The 18874-nt window shown below is 36.2% G+C and carries 18 protein-coding genes and 2 tRNA genes; 14 read left to right on the top strand and 6 right to left on the bottom strand.

What is annotated here, in order from left to right; all coding sequences use genetic code 11:
* Positions 1 to 36 precede the first annotated feature (36 nt).
* From CDL10_RS10015 to CDL10_RS09985, 7 genes are all read left to right on the top strand, one after another.
* Entirely contained in the window at positions 37 to 780 is a 744-nt protein-coding gene (locus CDL10_RS10015) for a polysaccharide deacetylase family protein (protein WP_243389332.1), read from the top strand.
* Positions 773 to 1414 (top strand): LolA family protein, encoded by a 642-nt coding sequence (locus CDL10_RS10010; protein ID WP_100678396.1) that lies wholly within the window; start codon positions 773 to 775, stop codon positions 1412 to 1414. The genes CDL10_RS10015 and CDL10_RS10010 overlap by 8 nt, the downstream gene beginning before the upstream one ends.
* On the top strand, positions 1380 to 2003 hold the full coding sequence (locus tag CDL10_RS10005) for a hypothetical protein (protein WP_133119485.1): 624 nt from the start codon (positions 1380 to 1382) through the stop codon (positions 2001 to 2003). The genes CDL10_RS10010 and CDL10_RS10005 overlap by 35 nt, the downstream gene beginning before the upstream one ends.
* A gap of 4 nt (positions 2004 to 2007) precedes the next feature.
* Positions 2008 to 2619: an outer membrane beta-barrel protein gene (locus CDL10_RS10000; RefSeq protein WP_100678394.1), complete on the top strand. Its 612-nt coding sequence runs from the start codon at positions 2008 to 2010 to the stop codon at positions 2617 to 2619.
* Positions 2620 to 2621: 2 nt separating this feature from the next.
* The gene (locus CDL10_RS09995) at positions 2622 to 2990 is read left to right on the top strand and encodes a 3-hydroxyacyl-ACP dehydratase (protein ID WP_100678393.1); all 369 of its coding nucleotides are present in this window, start codon (positions 2622 to 2624) and stop codon (positions 2988 to 2990) included.
* Between the two features lie 175 nt (positions 2991 to 3165).
* Positions 3166 to 3621 carry a hypothetical protein gene (locus CDL10_RS09990; RefSeq protein WP_100678392.1) on the top strand — a complete coding sequence of 152 codons (456 nt, stop codon included), beginning with the start codon at positions 3166 to 3168 and terminating at the stop codon, positions 3619 to 3621.
* A gap of 7 nt (positions 3622 to 3628) precedes the next feature.
* Positions 3629 to 4798 (top strand): DUF2062 domain-containing protein, encoded by a 1170-nt coding sequence (locus CDL10_RS09985; RefSeq protein WP_100678391.1) that lies wholly within the window; start codon positions 3629 to 3631, stop codon positions 4796 to 4798.
* Between the two features lie 34 nt (positions 4799 to 4832).
* Here CDL10_RS09985 and CDL10_RS09980 read toward each other — a convergent pair whose 3' ends face one another.
* Both CDL10_RS09980 and map read right to left on the bottom strand, forming a co-directional pair.
* Positions 4833 to 5309, bottom strand: a complete 477-nt coding sequence (locus CDL10_RS09980) for an SRPBCC family protein (protein ID WP_100678390.1) — start codon at positions 5307 to 5309, stop codon at positions 4833 to 4835.
* Between the two features lie 151 nt (positions 5310 to 5460).
* Positions 5461 to 6225: a type I methionyl aminopeptidase gene (map, locus tag CDL10_RS09975; RefSeq protein ID WP_100678722.1), complete on the bottom strand. Its 765-nt coding sequence runs from the start codon at positions 6223 to 6225 to the stop codon at positions 5461 to 5463.
* Between the two features lie 153 nt (positions 6226 to 6378).
* Between map and CDL10_RS09970 the strand changes: the two genes are divergently transcribed.
* From CDL10_RS09970 to CDL10_RS09955, 4 genes are read left to right on the top strand one after another with little or no spacing between them, the layout of a single operon-like run.
* Positions 6379 to 10053, top strand: a complete 3675-nt coding sequence (locus CDL10_RS09970) for a 1-acyl-sn-glycerol-3-phosphate acyltransferase (protein ID WP_100678389.1) — start codon at positions 6379 to 6381, stop codon at positions 10051 to 10053.
* The gene (locus CDL10_RS09965) at positions 10046 to 11602 is read left to right on the top strand and encodes a phytoene desaturase family protein (RefSeq protein ID WP_100678388.1); all 1557 of its coding nucleotides are present in this window, start codon (positions 10046 to 10048) and stop codon (positions 11600 to 11602) included. Before CDL10_RS09970 ends, CDL10_RS09965 begins: the two co-directional genes overlap by 8 nt.
* Positions 11589 to 13394, top strand: coding sequence for a C45 family autoproteolytic acyltransferase/hydolase (locus CDL10_RS09960; protein ID WP_100678387.1), 1806 nt, complete (start codon positions 11589 to 11591; stop codon positions 13392 to 13394). Before CDL10_RS09965 ends, CDL10_RS09960 begins: the two co-directional genes overlap by 14 nt.
* Positions 13391 to 14683, top strand: coding sequence for a phenylacetate--CoA ligase family protein (locus CDL10_RS09955; RefSeq protein WP_100678386.1), 1293 nt, complete (start codon positions 13391 to 13393; stop codon positions 14681 to 14683). Before CDL10_RS09960 ends, CDL10_RS09955 begins: the two co-directional genes overlap by 4 nt.
* 35 nt (positions 14684 to 14718) lie before the next feature.
* On the opposite strand, the gene CDL10_RS09950 is transcribed toward CDL10_RS09955, so the two are convergent.
* Positions 14719 to 14791 (bottom strand) — tRNA-Lys (locus tag CDL10_RS09950).
* 30 nt (positions 14792 to 14821) lie between these two features.
* Positions 14822 to 14894: transfer RNA gene (locus CDL10_RS09945), tRNA-Lys, on the bottom strand.
* Between the two features lie 116 nt (positions 14895 to 15010).
* Here CDL10_RS09945 and CDL10_RS09940 point away from each other — a divergent pair.
* Complete coding sequence (locus CDL10_RS09940) at positions 15011 to 15526, top strand: shikimate kinase (RefSeq protein WP_243389331.1); 516 nt, start codon at positions 15011 to 15013, stop codon at positions 15524 to 15526.
* Positions 15527 to 15580: 54 nt separating this feature from the next.
* Here CDL10_RS09940 and CDL10_RS09935 read toward each other — a convergent pair whose 3' ends face one another.
* Positions 15581 to 16090, bottom strand: a complete 510-nt coding sequence (locus CDL10_RS09935; protein ID WP_100678720.1) for a ferritin — start codon at positions 16088 to 16090, stop codon at positions 15581 to 15583.
* A 1-nt stretch (position 16091) separates the two neighbouring features.
* On the bottom strand, positions 16092 to 16976 hold the full coding sequence (gene dapA, locus CDL10_RS09930) for a 4-hydroxy-tetrahydrodipicolinate synthase (protein ID WP_100678385.1): 885 nt from the start codon (positions 16974 to 16976) through the stop codon (positions 16092 to 16094).
* 99 nt (positions 16977 to 17075) lie between these two features.
* Between dapA and CDL10_RS09925 the strand changes: the two genes are divergently transcribed.
* Positions 17076 to 17858: a 5'-nucleotidase C-terminal domain-containing protein gene (locus tag CDL10_RS09925; protein WP_100678384.1), complete on the top strand. Its 783-nt coding sequence runs from the start codon at positions 17076 to 17078 to the stop codon at positions 17856 to 17858.
* On the top strand, positions 17855 to 18772 hold the full coding sequence (locus tag CDL10_RS09920; protein WP_100678383.1) for a bifunctional metallophosphatase/5'-nucleotidase: 918 nt from the start codon (positions 17855 to 17857) through the stop codon (positions 18770 to 18772). Before CDL10_RS09925 ends, CDL10_RS09920 begins: the two co-directional genes overlap by 4 nt.
* The last annotated feature ends 102 nt before the right edge of the window (positions 18773 to 18874 follow it).

The raw sequence follows: 18874 nt of genomic DNA, 5'->3' as shown, positions 1-18874 counted from the left end.
ATTTTTACACAAAATTATAGCTAATAAAATCTAATTGTGAAACACAAAATCATATCTACACTTTGTATCGTATCGGCTATAATACTAATATTTTCCGGTTATTATTTATTGTTATTCTTGGTGGGAATTCTTTGGTTTGGCTTTACGATTTGGGGAGCATTTGACATTCGGTTGGGGTATTTTATTCCTGTTATTTATCGGAAAAAAACGAATAAAAAAATAATTGCTATAACTTTTGATGACGGGCCTACGGATTTTACACCAAAAGTTCTCGATTTATTAGAGAAATACAACGCAAAAGCGACATTTTTCTGTATCGGAAAGCAAATTGAAAAACACCCTGATATTTGTAGAAGAATTTATTCCGAAAAACATCAATTAGGTAATCATTCATACAGCCACAGTAATTCGTTTGGCTTTTTTTCAGCCGAAAAAGTTCGGGAAGAATTGCAAAAAACCGCCTTGCTTTTACAGGAAATCACAGGAGAAAAAAATCATTATTTCAGACCGCCTTTCGGAGTTACGAATCCGCATATAGCTAAAGCGATAAAAGAGTTAAAACATCAGGTAATCGGTTGGGATATCCGTTCGCTCGATACGGTAATTGGGGACGAAAACAAAATTTTAAAACGCATTACAAACAAGCTCAAACCCGGAAGTATAATTCTGTTGCACGATACTTCCGACAAAACAATTCGCGTTTTGGAACAGTTATTGCTAACTTTGCAAAAGGAAAATTATCAAATGATTACTATCAATAAATTGTTAGAAAATGAATAAAATCCGAAATGTATTTTTTAGTCTGATTGCGGTTTTTGCAGTAATATCGAGTTCTTTTGCACAGCAACAGAAGCTTTCGGCAAATGAACTAACTCAATTCAAAAGCGGAGTAACAGAAAAATCTAAAAAAATCAAAAGCCTGAAAACCGATTTTGTTCAACATAAACATATGAGCTTTTTGTCTAATGATATCGAAACTTCCGGAAATATGGTTTTTCAGGCCTCCGATTTACTGAATTGGAGATATACCAAGCCGTATCAATACAGCATTGTTTTCAAAAAAGGAAAAATCCACATCAACGACCAAGGCAATAAATCGAGCTTTGATGCTTCGGGCAACAAGATGTTTGAGAAAATCAACAAGCTGATTATCGGAAGTGTAAGCGGAAATATGTTTGACGACAACGAATTTTCAATCAGCTATTACAAAAACAAAACACATTATGTGGCTAAATTTATCCCGAAATCTAAAGATTTGAAAAAGGTTATTGCAGAAATCGAGCTGTATTTTCCGTTTGACACATTCGTGGTTTCGGAAGTAAAACTCAATGAATCTTCAGGCGATTATACCAGAATAGTTTTCAAAAATCAACAACTGAATGCAAAAGTCAGTCCTTCGGATTTTACTAATTAGTCTCACGCTGATATGGACAGGTTGTGGTGTTTATCAACCTGAAAACGCTGAGCTCACAACGACTACCATTTCGGAATATAGCAACCCATATTTTTCAGACACTACGAAGGATTATGTCTATAAAGCCAATATGGAAATTTATGGAAGAAATCTGGGCGGAATCGTAGTTATAAAAAAGATAAACGAAGATATTCACAGAGTTGTTTTTGCTACCGATTTCGGAAATAAATTACTCGATTTTGAAATATCTTCCGATAGCTTTAAAGTGAATTTTTTCGTCGATGGCATGGATAATAAAAGGTTTTTGAAAGCATTGGAAGACGATTTCAGAATGTTGCTTCAGCCGGTTTATGCGATAGACAAGACCTTTGTTGGGAAAAATGAAATTATCTATGGTTCTGAGCAAAACAGCGGAAATATCTATCTTTTTGAGAACAAAGAAGATAAGTTTTTATATAAAATGATTTTTGCCAGAAAATCAAAAGAAAAGATTACATTTGAATTTCAAAACAAAAAAGATACTTTTGCAGAGCATATCGGGATTATTCATCACAATATGCCGTTTACGATACAATTAATTAAAATATAAATTTATGAAAAAGATTATTATTGCCATAGCATTGACTTTCGCCGGAATAACCACCGCAGAGGCACAAGTTAGCTTTAAACCCGGAATCAGGGGAGGAGCAAATTTTTCTAAAATTACACAAACCGAATCAGATTTTAAGCCTGATTTTTATGCCGGAATCTTCGGGGAGCTGAAACTCGGACGGTTTTATTCTATGCAGCCCGAACTTACATATACCAGTCAGGGTGGAGCAGGAATTCCGGTAGGTTATTATGATTATAATTTACAACGAGATGTGTATGAGAAAAAAGATATAACATTTTCGTATATTTCGTTTAGCTTGATAAATAAACTGAATCTTCCGAGCGGAATTAACTTTCAGTTAGGACCTACTTTTGATATTGAAGCCAATTCAAACCACTACTCGAATGCAGGAGTAGATTTAGCTTTTGTTTTTGGGTTAGGTTACAGTATTACTGATAATTTAACCATAGAAGCCAGAGTGAAAAAAGGGATTGTCGATGTGTTTGAATCGGATTATTACTATAACGACGGAAATTATTTTTACGACGATTATAACACCAACTTTTTGTTTCAGGTAGGCGTGGCTTACTCGTTTGATTTAACCACGGAGTAACCATGTTATTACAAGATTTTTACAAAGTAAATTCGTTGGAAAAAGTATCTGACCAATCCTATCAGGTTGATTTGACACTTAATGCCAGGCACGAAGTATTTAAAGGACATTTTCCGGGTAATCCGGTTACGCCGGGAGTGGGAATGATGCAGATTATCAAAGAGTTGACAGAGGAAATCACAGGAAAAAAACTGTTTTTAACTAATGCGTCAAACGTGAAATTTATGGCTCTTATCAATCCGGAAGTAACTCCTGATTTAAAATTAGAATTGGATATGACATTGACAGACAACGAAGTAAAAGTCAAAAATATAACTTCGTTTGGCGAAACAACAGCTCTGAAACTGACTAATACGTATAAGATTGTGTAATGTAGGATTGTATATTGTATAACCTGTTCTGTCACTTCGAGTGATTTTTTGTAGTGAAACGGAGAAAAATTGTATCGAGAAGTTCTCGATATGCTCCGTTACACTTCGCTACTCGAACTGACAAAATTAATTTAAGTTGTTTAAAGTGTATAATCTAATGTAAAATAACCTTAAAATGATGAAACTTATTATGTTCTTTTTTGTTCTGTCTTTGTCGGGAAACCTTACAGAGATACGAAACCTGTACAGTAATGTATCATCTTCAAAAGAAAAACAGCAAGATTTTATAACGTATATGCAAAAGGCAGATACCAAAAAACCTGTTTTTCAGGCTTATAAAGGAGCAGCTTTGATTTTGCAATCCAAAAATACAACGGTCAAAAATGACAGAAAGCAACTTTTTGTCAATGGGGCGGGGCTTATTGACAAATCAGTAAATAAAGAACCCGAAAACATTGAGATTCGTTTGATTCGCCTAAGTATTCAGGAAAATATTCCTAAAGCATTGAAATACAATTCGAATATTCAGGAAGACGTTACTTTTATCAACAAAAATTTAAACCATATAAAAGATTCTGAACTGAAATCATACGTACAACGATACGTTAAGCAGTCGAAATCTTTTAAATAAATGAACAATGTCATTTGAAAAATCCGATATAGACAACCTTCAAACAATCGTTATAGTTCCTACGTATAACAACGAAAGAACACTAAAACGAGTGCTTGACGGAGTGCTGGAATATACTGATTCTGTATTGGTTGTGAATGACGGCTCAACGGATTCTACTTCCGGAATCCTGGAAAATTATCCTCAAATTATTCAAATTCATTTACCCGAAAACAAAGGAAAGGGAAATGCACTTGCCATTGGTTTTAAAGTTGCAAAAGAAAAAGGGTTTAAAAATGCAATAACGATAGATTCGGACGGACAGCATTATCCTGATGATATTCCGAATTTTATTGAGGCTCTGAAATCGGAATCGGCTCCTGTTTTGCTAATCGGAAACCGAAATATGAACCAAGACGGAATCCCGAAAAAAAGCAGTTTCGGAAACCGATTTTCCAATTTTTGGTTTTGGTTTGAAACGGGAATAAAACTCGAAGATACACAATCGGGTTATCGGTTATATCCGTTGGATTATTTACCTGAAAAATTTTACACCAAGAAATTCGAGTTTGAAATAGAGGTAATCGTAAGAACAGCTTGGAAAGGCGTAAAAGTCAAAAATATTCCGGTAAAAGTGCTGTATGATATGAACGAAAGGGTGTCGCATTTCAGACCTTTCAGGGACTTTACCCGAATCAGCATTTTGAATACGGTTTTGGTTACGATTACGTTGCTTTATATTATTCCGAGAAATTTTTTACGGAATTTCAAAAAAAAAAGTTTTAAACAGTTTATAAAAGAAGACGTTTTAGGGAGTAAGGATTCCAACAAAATTAAATCTTTGTCGATTGCTTTGGGAGTGCTTTTCGGAATACTTCCTGTTTGGGGTTTTCAGACTTTCCTGACGATATTTTTTGCGGTTACATTCCGCTGGAACAAGGTTTTGGCGTTTGCTTTTTCCAATATCAGCATTCCTCCTATGATTCCTTTGATTATTTGGCTTTCGCTTAAAATAGGAGGTTTTGTAGTTCCGGGTTTATCGACTTTCAGTTTTGATAAAGAAATGACTTTTTCAATGATTCAAGACCACTTTTTGCAATACCTTATCGGAAGTGTTATTTTGGCTGTATCTTCCGCTTTTCTTTTTGGAATCGGAAGTTATTTTTTGCTTTCGGTTTTTGGGAAAAAAGAGGGTTGATAGCTGTGTTGTTTTGCTAAATTGTTATTTATTATCAGTCTTTCAAAATTTCTTTCCAACCTTCGGTTTCAGCTACTTTTTTTAATTCTTGATTCTTTGTTAGTAAGAACTTGGTCATATATTTTTTCAGAAAAATCATATTTGCTATTTTTCCTAAAATTCCCAACGGAGATTTAAACTCAAATATATCTATCATTTTTGTCCCGGTAGTTATTACTTCAAACTTATGAGTATGTTGCATTTTTGAAAACGCTCCTTTAACCATTTTGTCTTCAAACAGATGAGGCTTTTCAAGTTTTGTAACAATAACTGTTAGTTTTTGGTAAATTCCTAAATGTTTCGCTCTCCAAGTTACTGTTTCATTAAGATTTATAAGTCCAGATGTTCTTCCTGCAATAGCTTCTTCTTTAGTTCCTTTTGTCGATATTTTATGTAAATCAATACTTCTTGATAAGTCGAAAACTCTTTCTATAGGAGCTTTTATATAAGTTTCTAAATGTATTTTTTCCATATTTTATGATTAGTCACATTAGTCTCAAGTCAGCACGAACTATGTTGAACATAACGGAAAACGCATTGGCGACATACGAAGACGAAACTTTCAACTTAGCCGTAACTCCACTCTTTTGCCAATGCGATGTTAGCGGAAGGTGTTATGCTTTTTAGTTTAAAATTCCGTTTGCCTCAGTTAGTATTATAGGTTTTCCGTCTGTTACGACAATAGTATGTTCGTGTTGAGCCATATAACCACCTTTATTACCAACCATTGTCCAACCGTCATTTAATTCTGTTGCGTAAGTCGAAGTCGTAGAAATAAAAGTTTCAATAGCAACAACTGAATTTTTTTTAAATCGTCTTTGGTCAAAACGGTTTTTGTAATTCATAATTTCATCAGGTTGTTCGTGTAGGCTTCTTCCGATCCCGTGTCCGCCAAGATTTTTTATAACCTTGAAACCTCGTTTTTTTGCTTCGGTTTCCATTATATAGCCAATGTCTGCTATTTTTACTCCTCCTTTTATGTTGTTAAGAGCTTTCTGCAAAATTTCTTTTGAAGCATCTACTAACTTTTGATGTTGGTTAATATCTTTTCCAATAATGAATGAAGCTCCGTTGTCTGCCCAGAATCCGTCTAATTCGGCAGAAACATCAATATTTATTAAGTCACCTTCTTTTAAAATTCTCTTTTCAGAGGGAATGCCGTGACAAAATTCGTTGTCCACACTTATACAGTTCCAACCTGGAAATCCGTAAGTTAAATGAGGCGCAGATTTTGCCCCAAAGTCTGATAAAATTTTGGCTCCGTATTCGTCCAATTCTTTTGTGGTCATTCCAGCCTGAGCGTATTTTATCATTTCTCTTAATGTATATGCAACCGCTTTACTCGCTTTTTGCATTCCTAATAATTCTGATTCTTTTGATATTGACATAATTTCCTTTTTTGACGGATTGTTGTGTTTGCACTTTCCGCTAACTCCCAAAGTTACGAAACTCTTCCAAATATCCAAATAACATTCGGTAACTTCACAGTCTTTATTTTTATATCTTTGCAGGGTTTTAACAAATAAAATAATACTACTTTAATGTCCGCTTTTTTTATAAAAATTTACTACTTTATCAGCAGAAACAAACGGCTATCGGCTGTGTTGTCGTTGCTTTTACTTTTGGTATTCGGATATTTTGCGTCTAAAATTACTTTTGAAGAAGACATTACCAAAGTTATTCCGAAAAGTGAGCAGGGAGATATTACCACCAGAGTTGTGCAGCAGCTTAAATTTTCGGATAAAATTACGGTTTTGATTTCCAAATCGGAAAACGGAACTCTCGAAGATATGACTGAAACTGCCTCTTTGTTTTTGAATAAGCTCGAATGTTGTGATGAGTATATCAAAAACGTCCAGGGAAAGGTTGATGACAGCAATATTCAGGAGACTTTTGACTTTGTTTATGAGCATTTACCACTTTTTCTCGATGAGGAAGATTATCAGAAAATCGGGAATAAATTATCCAAAGACAGCATTGCTGTTCAGGTCGAAAACAATCTGAAAACGCTGATTTCTCCTACAGGAATTGTAGCCAAAGATTTTATTTTGGCTGACCCTTTAGGCATTTCGTTTATGGCTTTACAGAAATTACAAAAACTCAATCTTTCTGATGATTTTAAGTTGGTTAACGGATATGTGGTAACTAAAGACGAGCAGTCGCTTTTGCTGTTTATAGACCCTGTTTTGTCGGGAAGTGAAACCGAAAAAAATACCGATTTTACAGAGCGGTTAAACCAAATAAAAACCGAAATTAATGCCGAATTTTCAGAGAAAACAAATCTGGATTATTTTGGGTCGTCATTTATTGCAGTGGCTAATGCCAAACAGATTAAAACCGATATTTTGACTACTGTTTTGGTGTCAATGGGAGTGCTAATGCTTTTGTTGATAATGTATTACCGAAAAATTTATGTTCCTGTAATCATCTTTATTCCGTCGGTTTTCGGAGGATTCTTTGCATTGATGTGTATGTATTTTTTGCGGGACAGTATTTCGGCTATTTCAATAAGTATCGGAGCAGTTTTGCTCGGAATTACCATTGATTATTCACTTCATATTCTCACGCATTACAGGAACAATTCGAGTGTGGAATTGCTTTTCAAAGACATTGTCAAACCGTTGATAATGAGTAGTACCACAACGGCTGTTGCGTTTTTGTGTTTGCTTTTTGTCAAATCGGAAGCCTTGCAGGATTTGGGAATTTTTGCCTCGATTGCGGTCGTGATGTCGGCTGTTTTTTCGATAATTATTATTCCACATTTGTACAGACCGAAAAGTGTGGAGGGTATAACCCGAAAATCCATTTTGGACAGATTAGCTTCTTATTCATTTGAAAAGAATAAAGTACTGATTTTTGGTAGTTTATTGCTTATCGGAATTAGTCTTTTTACGTATCAGAAAGTAACTTTTGATGATGATTTGTCCAAACTGAATTTCATTCCCGATGAACTCAAACAGGTCGAAAAACAGTTGGAAAACTCTACCAATCTGACTTCAAAATCATTGTATTTGGTTTTGTACGGAAACGATAAAGAGGAAGTTTTACAGAAAAATGCTCAACTGAAAAAAATCCTCAAAGAATACCAAGAAAACAACGAAATTTTTGATTTCAGCTCCCTTTCGGGAATTGTTTTATCACAAGAACAGCAACAGCAGAAAATCGAAAAATGGAATCGCTTTTGGACGGATAACAAGAAAGAAAACCTGCAACAAAACCTGATAGAATCAGGAGAAAAGATTGGTTTTAAACCCGAAACGCATAACCGATTTTACGAGTTATTAGATAAAATTCCTCAAACGGTTTCTTTGAATGAATATTCAAAAATCCCTGCTTTTTTTACGGAGGAATTCACAAGCGAAAAAGACGGATTGTTTACCATTACTTCGGTAGTGAAAGTTGATGATGACAAAAGAGCCGAGTTTGTAAAATCCATTTCCGAAAAGGAAAAAGAAGTGCTTGTCATCGACCGAAAACAGCTCAACGAAACCTTTCTCGGACATCTCAAAGCCGATTTTAACCGATTGATAAATTATTCGTTTATAGCGGTTATTTTGATTTTGTGGTATTTCTTCAGACGATTGGAATTGGTGCTTATCAGCCTTGTCCCGATAACCATTACAGGGTTTATCACAATGGGATTGATGGGATTGTTTGACATTCAGCTGAATATTTTCAGTATGATTGTTACCACACTTATTTTCGGACACGGAATTGACTTTACAATTTTTATGACAAGTGCCTTGCAAAAGGAACATTCCTACGGAAAAAGTGAGCTGACGACGTACAGAACTTCGATTTTATTGGCTGTTTTGACAACGATTCTGGCAATCGGAGCTTTGGTTTTTGCCAAGCACCCTGCCCTGAAATCCATTTCGACTTTGTCGCTTATCGGGGTGTTTTCGGCATTGATTATTACATTTGTTTTTTATCCGATTGTGTTTAAAATCTGTATAACAAACAGGGTAAAATGCCATAAATCCCCGATTACGTTAAGGCTGTTTCTGCACTCATTTGTTTCGTTTTTTTATTACGGAATCGGGTGTGTTTTACTTTCTTTAATCGGACGATTTTTTATACTTATTCCTATCGGAAATAAAGAAAATAAAATGCGGAATTTAAGGAAGTTGATGTCAAAATTCCTTACTTCGGTTTTGTATTCCAATCCTTTTGTTAAAAAAGAAATTCTCAACCCGAATCAGGAAGATTTTTCCAAACCGTCTGTTATCATTTCAAACCACACGTCGTTTTTAGATTCGCTGACATTGGGTATGGTCAGCCCGAATATTATTTTTCTGGTAAATGATTGGGTGTATAATTCGCCTGTTTTTGGCAGATTTGTGAAAATGGCTGGTTTTTACCCTGTTTCGCAGGGAGTTGATGGCAGTGTGGAGCATTTGCGTGAAAAGGTAGAGCAAGGTTATTCACTGATGGTTTTTCCGGAGGGAACACGTTCGGAAGACAATCATATCAAGCGTTTTCATAAAGGGGCGTTTTATCTGGCAGAGCAATTTAATTTGGATATTTTACCTGTTTACGTTCACGGAAATTCTGAAGTACAACCAAAAAATGATTTTACGATTTATGACGGAAGTATGACCGTCAAAATAGGAAAGCGGATTGCTCCTGAAAATACTGATTTCGGCAAAAGCTATTCCGAAAAAACCAAGAAAATAAACCGTTTTTTCAGAGCAGAATTCACGGAATTACGAAAACAGATAGAAAATGAAGATTATTTTGAAAAGAAACTATATCTGACTTATTTGTATAAAGATACAGAGATTATTCAATCCGTAAAATCGGATTTTAATCAGAACAAATCAGCTTATTACGCTTTGTTTATCCTGATTAATAGCAAGGCAAAAATCTATCATATAGCTGATAATTTCGGACAGATTGATTTACTTTTGACTTGGCAATATCCTTTACGGAAAATCGTTACATTCATCGAAAATGAAGAAAAACGAGAAGTTGCTAAAGTGAATTATCCTGTCGGAAAAAGAAATATAACGTACAGAAATACATTAACTTTGCCCGAAGAAGACGTTGATACGCTTTTGATTTCCACGGAAATAAATAATATGATAACAATTCCTAATACTGTAAAAAAAATATTTTTGATTGGAAATGTAAAGTTCTCCAATATCGGAAACTTCAATGAATTTACGGAGTTCGTTAATGAAAATGGAGTAAAAGGATTTAGCCGGAATGAATAACACAAAAAAATACGATGTCGTAATTGTCGGGAGCGGTCTTGGAGGGCTTGTTTCCGCTATTATTTTGGCTAAAGAAGGCAAAAAAGTCTGTGTACTCGAAAAAAATCAACAGTTTGGAGGAAATTTACAGACTTTTTCCCGTGACAAACGCATTTTTGATACGGGAGTTCATTATATTGGTGCTTTGGATAAGGGGCAGAATCTCTATAAATATTTCAGCTATATCGGGATAATGGACAGTCTGAAACTTTCCCGAATGGACAAAAATGCCTATGATGTAATTTCATTTGGAGACGACCCGACAGAATATCCGCACGCACAGGGTTACAAAAATTTCACCAAACAACTACTCAAATATTTTCCTGAAGAAAAAGAGGCTATTGAGGAATATTGCAGGAAAATTCAGGAAATCTGTGACGCTTTTCCGTTGTATAATCTGAATTATGGAGAAGGACACCCAGCCGAAGTTTTATCGATAAATGCTCAACGATATTTTATCGAACTGACCAAAAACGAGAAATTGAGAGCCGTTTTGGCAGGCTCAAACTTTTTGTACGCGGGAATTCCGGAAAAAACTCCGTTGTATGTTCACGCACTTTCGGTAAACTCTTATATTCAGAGTGCCTGGAGATGTCTGAACGGAGGAAGTCAGATAACCAAACAGTTGATAAAACAACTCAAAAAATACGGAGGGGAAGTCTATAAACGCAAGGAAGTAATCAATTTTAGTTCCGAAGAAAATCGGATTATTAGTGCCAATACCAAAGATGGGGAAACCTATTTCGGGGATATTTTCATTTCTAATATTGAACCGAAAACCACTTTGGATATGGTAGGGAGCGATAAGTTCCGGAAATCCTATTATTCACGGATTAAAGGATTGGAAGTTTTACCTGCTGCTTTGAGCGTTTATATTGTTTTTGAACCGAATTCGGTGGAATATATGAACTATAATAATTACCATTTTCGGGATAGCAAAAGGGTTTGGAATGCCAACGAATATACGCCCGAATCGTGGCCGGAGGCTTTTATGCTTTCGATGAATGTTTCGGAAGAAAATCAGCAATGGGCAGAAAGTATGACAGGAATTACCTACCTGCATTTTTCCGAATTTGAAAAGTGGAAAGAAACGCAGAATACGGTTGCCAATCCTTCGGAAAGAGGGGCAGATTACGAGGCTTTCAAACAGGAAAAAGCCAATGTTTTTATGCGGGAAATCGAAAAAAGATACCCGCACATTAAAGGAAAAGTCAAGTCAGTTCACGTTTCCACACCTTTGTCGTACCGGGATTATATCGGAGGATTTAACGGAAATCTATACGGTTATATTAAAGACTCCGAAAATCCGTTAAAGACATTTATTTCGCCTAAAACCAAACTCGATAATCTGTTTCTGACAGGGCAGAGTATCAATATGCACGGAGTTTTGGGAGTAACTATCGGAGCTGTTCAGACTTGTACCGAAATTGTCGGAAAACAATATCTGGTCGATAAGATAAACAACGAAATTTCAGCTTTAGAAAAACAGAAAGAAAATGAAATGGTTTAGAAGCTGTTTAAAGTTTAATAAAAATGTTTTTTGTCATTCCGACAAAGGAGGAATCTCTTTAAAAATCAACGATTTGAGACTCTTCATTCCATTTTATTCCATTCAGAATGACAGAAAATTAAAAGGGTTAACCAATTTTAGACAAGTCATTAGTTTTTTTTCCTTGTTTATTCTCGTTTCGCTTACTTCTTGCGGAATATCGAAATCTGTTCGTCATCAACCGATTACGGACTATAACCACGAAATTCCCAAAGTCATAAAACATTCGGATTCGCTTTTTTCTTCGGAAGAGAATTTTTTAGTACAAAATAAATTCGGACAATGGGAACTCTATGTTTCGGGAAACCCGTTGGAAAGAGGATTGATTATGGGGGCTTTATACGAGCCTTTATACCATTATCAGGAAGATGTTTTTTTCGGAAAAGTAAAAGAAATCGTTCCCTCAAAATTCAAACAGTCGTTACTTCGTCAATTTCTAAAATGGTACAATCGAGAAATGTATCTACATATTCCTGAAGAATATAAAACCGAAATTTACGGAGTATCTCGCTATGCTACAAATAAATATGACGATATAGCTCCGAAATATTTGCGAAGTCTATATTTGCACGGAGCTCACGATATCGGACACGCTATGCAGGATTTGGCTTTGGTAGGCTGTTCATCGGTTGCTTTGTGGAATGACAAGACAGAGGATGGAAAATTGCTTTTGGGGCGGAATTTTGATTTTTATGCAGGAGATGATTTTGCCAAAAATAAAATCATAACTTTTGTTAATCCCGATGAAGGTTATCCGTTTGCAACGGTTACTTGGGCAGGAATGATTGGAGTGGTTTCGGGAATGAACAAAGCGGGTTTGACCATTACGATGAATGCAGGAAAATCGGATATTCCTGTGGTCGCCAAAACGCCGATTTCGATTGTAGCAAGGGAAATTCTGCAATATGCCACAACCATTGATGAGGCTGTAAGCATTGCCCGAAAAAGGGAAGTTTTCGTATCGGAAGCCTTAATGGTCAGCAGTGCGAAAGACCGAAAAGCAGTATTGATTGAAATGTCGCCTGAAAATTTCGGAGTGTTTGAAGTTGCTAATAATGAGCTTGTTTGTACCAATCATTTCAGAAGTGAGGCTTATGCGAATGATGAAAATAACAAGCAGCACATTTTAGAAAGCCATTCGCAATATCGATTTGACAGAATGGAAGAAATCTTGTCGGAACAACCTAAGATGAATCCTCAAAAAATAGCCGGTTTATTGCGAAATCGAGGGGGACTGAAAGACGAACTTATCGGTTACGGAAACGAAAAAGCACTGAATCAGCTTTTGGCACATCATTCGGTAATTTTTCAGCCCGAAGATTTATTGATGTGGGTTTCGTCAAGTCCGTATCAGTTGGGGGAATTTGTCGCTTATGATTTGAAAGAGATTTTTTCTTCTGAGAAAAAGGAATTTGCTTCACAACACAAAAAAGAATTGACTATTCCCAAAGATGATTTTTTGGAATCAGACGAATATAAAAACTACGAATTATACCGAATTGAAGACCGAAAAATAGACAAAGCCATTTCCGATAAGTCAGATTTATCTTCGGAAGAAATCCGAAAATATCAGCAATTAAACCCTGATTTATGGTCTGTTTATTACAAAATAGGGAAATATTATTACGAAAAAGGCTATTACAAAGCCTCTCAAACCGAATTTGAAAAGGCACTTTCCAAAGAAATCACTACCTTGCCCGACCAAAGAAACGTCGAAAAATATTTAAAGAAAATCAATCGAAAATTAAGATGACTCCAAATATAGAATTAGCAGAAACACAGGAAATAAAGGCTTTTCAGGAGCAAAAGCTCAAAGAGCTTATGCTTTATCTAAAAGAAAAATCGCCTTTTTATCAGGATATGTTTTCTAAGCACAATATTGATGTTTCTCAGATAAAAACTTTGGAAGATTTACAGCAAATTCCTGTTACGACCAAAACGGATTTGCAGTTGCATAACAAAGATTTCTTTTGTGTTCCGATGAGTGAAATTATTGATTATGCCGCGACTTCGGGAACGCTTGGAAGACCCGTTTCGTTCGGATTGACGGATAATGATTTGGAACGATTGGCTTACAATGAGGCGATTTCATTGACCTGTTCGGGAATCCGAAAAGGTGATGTCGTTCAGCTGATGACGACCATTGACAGACGTTTTGTGGCAGGATTGGCTTATTTCCTAGGACTTCGAAAACTCGGAGCAGGAGTTGTCAGAATTGGAGCGGGAACCCCGCAATTACAATGGGACTCTATTTTTGAAAACAACCCAAAATATCTGATTACTGTTCCCTCTTTTTTGCTTAAAATGCTCGAATATGCGGAGGCAAACGGAATAGATTACCATACTTCTGGAGTAAAAGGTGTGGTTTGTATTGGAGAATCTTTGAGAAATCAGGATTTATCAAATAGTATTTTGTCTGACAAGATTTTATCCAAATGGAATATTGAGTTGTATTCTACTTATGCCTCAACCGAAATGAGTACTGCTTTTACCGAATGTGAGTTTCAAAACGGAGGACACCATCACCCCGAACTGATTATTATTGAGGTTTTGGACGAAAATAACAATCCTGTAAAAGCGGGAAAATCAGGCGAATTAACCGTAACCACTTTGGGAGTTGAGGCAATGCCTTTGCTACGATTTAAAACAGGGGATATTGTTCAGGTTTTTTCAGAAAAATGCCAATGCGGAAGAAATACCCAAAGAATAGGACCTGTTTTGGGTAGAAAGGAACAGATGATAAAGTACAAAGGCACAACGATTTATCCTCCTGCCATTTATGATCTGCTGAAATTCTTTGACCAGATTCAACTGTATCTGATTGAACTTTATATTAATGAAGCAGGAAATGATGATATTTTGATTCGGGTTGCCTCAACCGATACTTCGTATGAATTTCTGAATCAGATAAAAGAGTACCTGCAATCTAAATTAAGAGTAACTCCAAAGGTTGAATTTGCTGATTTGGAAGAGTTAAACAAAATTGTTTTTGATCCGAAAAGTAGAAAACCGATATATCTGGTGGATAGAAGAATAAAATAAAAAAGACAAACCTTATAGATTTGTCTTTTGCTTTGTGACCCGACTGGGGCTCGAACCCAGGACCCCAACATTAAAAGTGTTGTGCTCTACCAACTGAGCTATCGAGTCTGTAATGATTAACCGCAATAAAAAAATATGTGACCCGACTGGGGCTCGAACCCAGGACCCCAACATTAAAAGTGTTGTGCTCTACCAACTGAGCTATCGAGTCTTGCAACAAACTTGCGGGTGCAAATATAGCGGACTTTTTTGTAAATACAATAGATTTTTTAATTAATTTCGAAGCTTTATTCATTTTGATTTATTAATGCTTTAACAAACAAACATTTGGACAGAAAAAAAATTTTATTAACCGGTTATATGGCAAGCGGAAAATCGGTTGTCGGCAAGGTTTTGGCAGATGAATTAGGAGTTGAATACTTCGATTTAGATAAGCTCATCGAGCAGAAAAATCACAAATCTGTACAGGAAATATTTGAGCAAAACGGCGAAATATTTTTTCGTAAACAAGAATATCTGTTGTTGAATGAATGGATAGAACAACCTCAGTCTTTTGTTTTGAGTTTGGGTGGCGGAACACCTTGTTATGCTAACAATCATTTGGTTTTTCAGCGGGAAGATGTGCTATCGGTGTACCTGAAAGCGAAAGTAACTACTTTGGTGGACAGGATTGAAGCAGACGAAGATAATCGCCCTTTATTGAGCAATATCAGCGATAAAAAAGGCTATATCGGGCAACATTTGCTGGAACGCTCTTTTTACTATAATCAGGCAAAATTTTCAGTAAATACGGACGATAAAACAATTGAAGAAATTGTAACTGAAATAAAATCGTTTTTGTAAGGAATTATATTTCCGACGTCACAAGGTCATCGTGACGTCGAAATAAATTGTGTTTTAAGCCAATTCAGCGTTTTGTGCCGGAAAGTTTTTCATATCGTTATCAAACAGATACAAACCGCCTTTGTCGTCGCCGATAAGGTTGATTTTGTCTAAAATCGTTCTTGCTGTGGCTTCTTCTTCGATTTGCTCAGAAACATACCATTGCAGGAAGTTGTGCGTAGCATAATCTCTTTCTTCCAGCGAAATATGAACCAAATCATTAATGCTTTTTGATACAAAAACCTCATGTTCAAATAATTGTGTAAAAAGTGTTTTGAACGACGTATGGTCCAGTTCCGGTTTTGCTACTTCCGGAATAATCGCTTCGCCACCACGTTGGTTGATGTATTTAATCAGTTTGAGCATGTGCATACGCTCTTCGTCAGATTGGGCGTACATGAAAGTAGCTATGCCTTCAAATCCTTGATTTTCAGCCCATGAAGCCATTGATAAATATATCTGTGAAGAATCGCCCTCAATTTTTACCTGTTGGTTTAATGCTTTTTCTAAATTTTTCGATAACATATTATTTGTTTTTAAATTGTTGAATGAATTGTTTGATTCGTGCTGATAAATCGGCATCAACAGGGACTAACGGTAACCGAACGGTATTTTCGCAAAGCTCTAAATGACTGAAAACTTCTTTGATTCCTGCCGGATTACCTTGTTCAAAAATCATATTTGTAATATCCATCAGGTTATAATGAATGGTGTAAGCCTCGTCAACTTTTCGTTCCAATCCAAGCTTGATCATAGCAGAAAATTCTTTTGGAAAACCTTCGCCAATCACAGATATTACACCAGCTCCGCCAGCCAAAACCATTGGCAACGTAATCATATCGTCACCAGAAATAACCAAAAAATCTTTTGGTTTATCTTTGATAATATCCATTGCCTGAACGATATCGCCCGAAGCTTCTTTAATTCCGATGATGTTGGAAAAATCACGAGCAAGCCTCAGCACAGTTTTAGGCAGAATATTACTTGATGTTCGCCCCGGAACATTGTATAAAATAATCGGCAGCGGGGAATTTTCCGCCAGCATTTTGTAATGTTGGTAAATTCCTTCCTGGGTAGGTTTGTTATAATAAGGCGAAACGGATAACACCGCATCAAATTTTGACAAATCCGTATTTTTTAACTGGTAAACAACATCGGCAGTATTATTTCCGCCTATGCCCAAAACCAATGGTAATCTGCCGTTATTGACGTTTATGATGGTTTCTTTGACCAGCTCTTTTTCCTCTGTGGTTAGCGTGGCAGATTCGCCCGTTGTGCCCAAAACGACGAGATAATCAATGCCGGAAGAGATATTGTATTCTACAATTTTTTTTAATGCCTCGACATCAACCGAATAATCTTTTTTGAAAGGTGTAATCAGTGCGACACCCGTACCCACAAACTGCTGCATTGACGTAATGTTTAAATTAAATTAATATTTGTTTCGACGAAATCAACGGTTTTAGCCGTATTTTTGTACAAAACAAAGATATTAATAATTATAAGTCGTATGCTTAAGAAATCATTAAAATCGTGTGTTTCGGGGTTATTTTTTCTCAGTCTAATTTTGCTTACCGCCTGCAAATCGGCGGTGGATAAAGTTTATACTTCTTACACCTTACACGAAAACGCTGTGGTCGATTCTTCCGGCGAAGAAAATATTATTATCCGTGATTTTATTGTTCCGTATAAAAACCATGTCGATGAGGAAATGAATAAAATCTTGTCTTATGCACCGGAAACGATGGACAAAACCCAGGGCGTTTGGGAAACCACAATCGGGAATCTTCTGGCAGAATCGGCGGTGGAAATGGTCGAACCTGTTTTTTATCAGCGTACGGGGCAACATATCGATGCGTGTATGTTCAATCATGGCGGTATTCGTGCAGTGATTTCGGAAGGAAATGTTTACACCCGGACGGCTTACGAAGTGATGCCTTTTGAAAACGAAGCTGTGGTACTGAAATTATCTTCTGATGCAGTTAGAAGTATGGCACAATATGTTATCAATAAAAAAAGGGCACACCCATTGGCAAATGTCGAAATTGAAATTGATAAAAATCAGGAAATTAATCAGATAACAATTAATGGAAAACTTTTGCAGGAGGATAGAGATTATTATATTTTAACCAGCGATTATCTGGCTAATGGTGGGGACGAAATGTATTTTTTTACGCAGGCAAAGGAAAGAATTGACATGAATTATAAGCTCAGAAATGTGCTGATAGATTATTTTGCCCGACAAGATACATTACCTGTAATAAAAACCCAAAGAGTAATCAGAAAGCCATGAAAAGAAGAGAATTTATTGTAAAATCTGCTTCGGCAGGAACGTTTATTACTTTATTTGGTTCGCAGCTGCTTGATTTTAGCTTAAGTAAACCAAAGAAAATCACAATTCTGCATACCAATGACACACATAGTCACATTGAACCGTTTGATGCCTCGCACGCCAAATACCCCAACCAAGGCGGTGTGGCAAGAAGGGCAAAAATGATTGAGGATATCCGAACAGAAAACCCGAATGTATTGCTGCTCGATGCCGGGGATATGTTCCAGGGAACGCCTTATTTTAATTTTTATGGTGGCGAACTGGAAATTAAGCTCATGAATATGCTCAAATATGATGCGGCGACTATCGGAAATCACGAGTTTGACAACGGGGTAAACAGTATGGCTGAGCAGTTGTACAAAGCAAATTTCGATATTCTGTCGGCTAATTATGATTTTTCAGACACACCGATGAATGGTGTTGCTAAGCCGTATAAAATTTTCTCGATTGACGGAATAAAAATTGGTGTATTCGGTTTGGGTATCGAGTTGAACGGTTTGGTCAATAAGCGGGAATACGGCGAAACTAAATATCTCTCACCAGTAGAAATTACACAAGATATGGTGCGGATTCTCAAAAAAGAAAACCATTGTGATTTGGTTATTTGTCTTTCGCATTTGGGCTATGACTATAATAATATTTCGAAGATAAGCGATGTGGTTCTGGCACAACAAACCCAGGATATTGACCTGATTATCGGAGGGCACACGCATACATTTCTGGATAAGCCCAAAGTATTGAAAAACAAAATCGGTAAAAACGTTATTGTTAATCAGGTAGGTTGTTTTGGTTTGCGTTTGGGCAGAATTGATTTTTATCTGGACGAAAACCAAATCGAAAGTAATAGTGGCAATAATGCAATAGTAGTAGAGTAGGGGTGCCCTGTTTGTTATGGCAGAAAGCATCTGATATAGATTCCTCCTTGCGTCGGAATGACAAGTTTGTGCAAAAATAAACACAGTTCATGCTGAACTTGT

It is taken from the genome of Avrilella dinanensis (assembly GCF_002807015.1).
In the GTDB taxonomy this organism is placed as follows: Bacteria; Bacteroidota; Bacteroidia; order Flavobacteriales; family Flavobacteriaceae; genus Flavobacterium; species Flavobacterium dinanensis.
This window is presented reverse-complemented; position numbering and strand designations above follow the sequence as displayed.

Bases quoted from the DNA above. Each gene is read 5' to 3' on its own strand.
- map (WP_100678722.1), bottom strand. From the start codon at position 6,225: ATGTCAATATCAAAAGAATCAGAATTATTAGGAATGCAAAAAGCGAGT.
- CDL10_RS09980 (WP_100678390.1), bottom strand. From the start codon at position 5,309: ATGGAAAAAATACATTTAGAAACTTATATAAAAGCTCCTATAGAAAGA.
- CDL10_RS09920 (WP_100678383.1), top strand. From the start codon at position 17,855: ATGAAAAGAAGAGAATTTATTGTAAAATCTGCTTCGGCAGGAACGTTT.
- CDL10_RS09925 (WP_100678384.1), top strand. From the start codon at position 17,076: ATGCTTAAGAAATCATTAAAATCGTGTGTTTCGGGGTTATTTTTTCTC.
- CDL10_RS09935 (WP_100678720.1), bottom strand. From the start codon at position 16,090: ATGTTATCGAAAAATTTAGAAAAAGCATTAAACCAACAGGTAAAAATT.
- CDL10_RS10000 (WP_100678394.1), top strand. From the start codon at position 2,008: ATGAAAAAGATTATTATTGCCATAGCATTGACTTTCGCCGGAATAACC.
- CDL10_RS09965 (WP_100678388.1), top strand. From the start codon at position 10,046: ATGAATAACACAAAAAAATACGATGTCGTAATTGTCGGGAGCGGTCTT.
- CDL10_RS09970 (WP_100678389.1), top strand. From the start codon at position 6,379: ATGTCCGCTTTTTTTATAAAAATTTACTACTTTATCAGCAGAAACAAA.
- CDL10_RS09995 (WP_100678393.1), top strand. From the start codon at position 2,622: ATGTTATTACAAGATTTTTACAAAGTAAATTCGTTGGAAAAAGTATCT.
- CDL10_RS09955 (WP_100678386.1), top strand. From the start codon at position 13,391: ATGACTCCAAATATAGAATTAGCAGAAACACAGGAAATAAAGGCTTTT.
- CDL10_RS09990 (WP_100678392.1), top strand. From the start codon at position 3,166: ATGATGAAACTTATTATGTTCTTTTTTGTTCTGTCTTTGTCGGGAAAC.
- CDL10_RS09960 (WP_100678387.1), top strand. From the start codon at position 11,589: ATGAAATGGTTTAGAAGCTGTTTAAAGTTTAATAAAAATGTTTTTTGT.
- CDL10_RS10010 (WP_100678396.1), top strand. From the start codon at position 773: ATGAATAAAATCCGAAATGTATTTTTTAGTCTGATTGCGGTTTTTGCA.
- CDL10_RS09985 (WP_100678391.1), top strand. From the start codon at position 3,629: ATGTCATTTGAAAAATCCGATATAGACAACCTTCAAACAATCGTTATA.
- CDL10_RS10005 (WP_133119485.1), top strand. From the start codon at position 1,380: ATGCAAAAGTCAGTCCTTCGGATTTTACTAATTAGTCTCACGCTGATA.
- dapA (WP_100678385.1), bottom strand. From the start codon at position 16,976: ATGCAGCAGTTTGTGGGTACGGGTGTCGCACTGATTACACCTTTCAAA.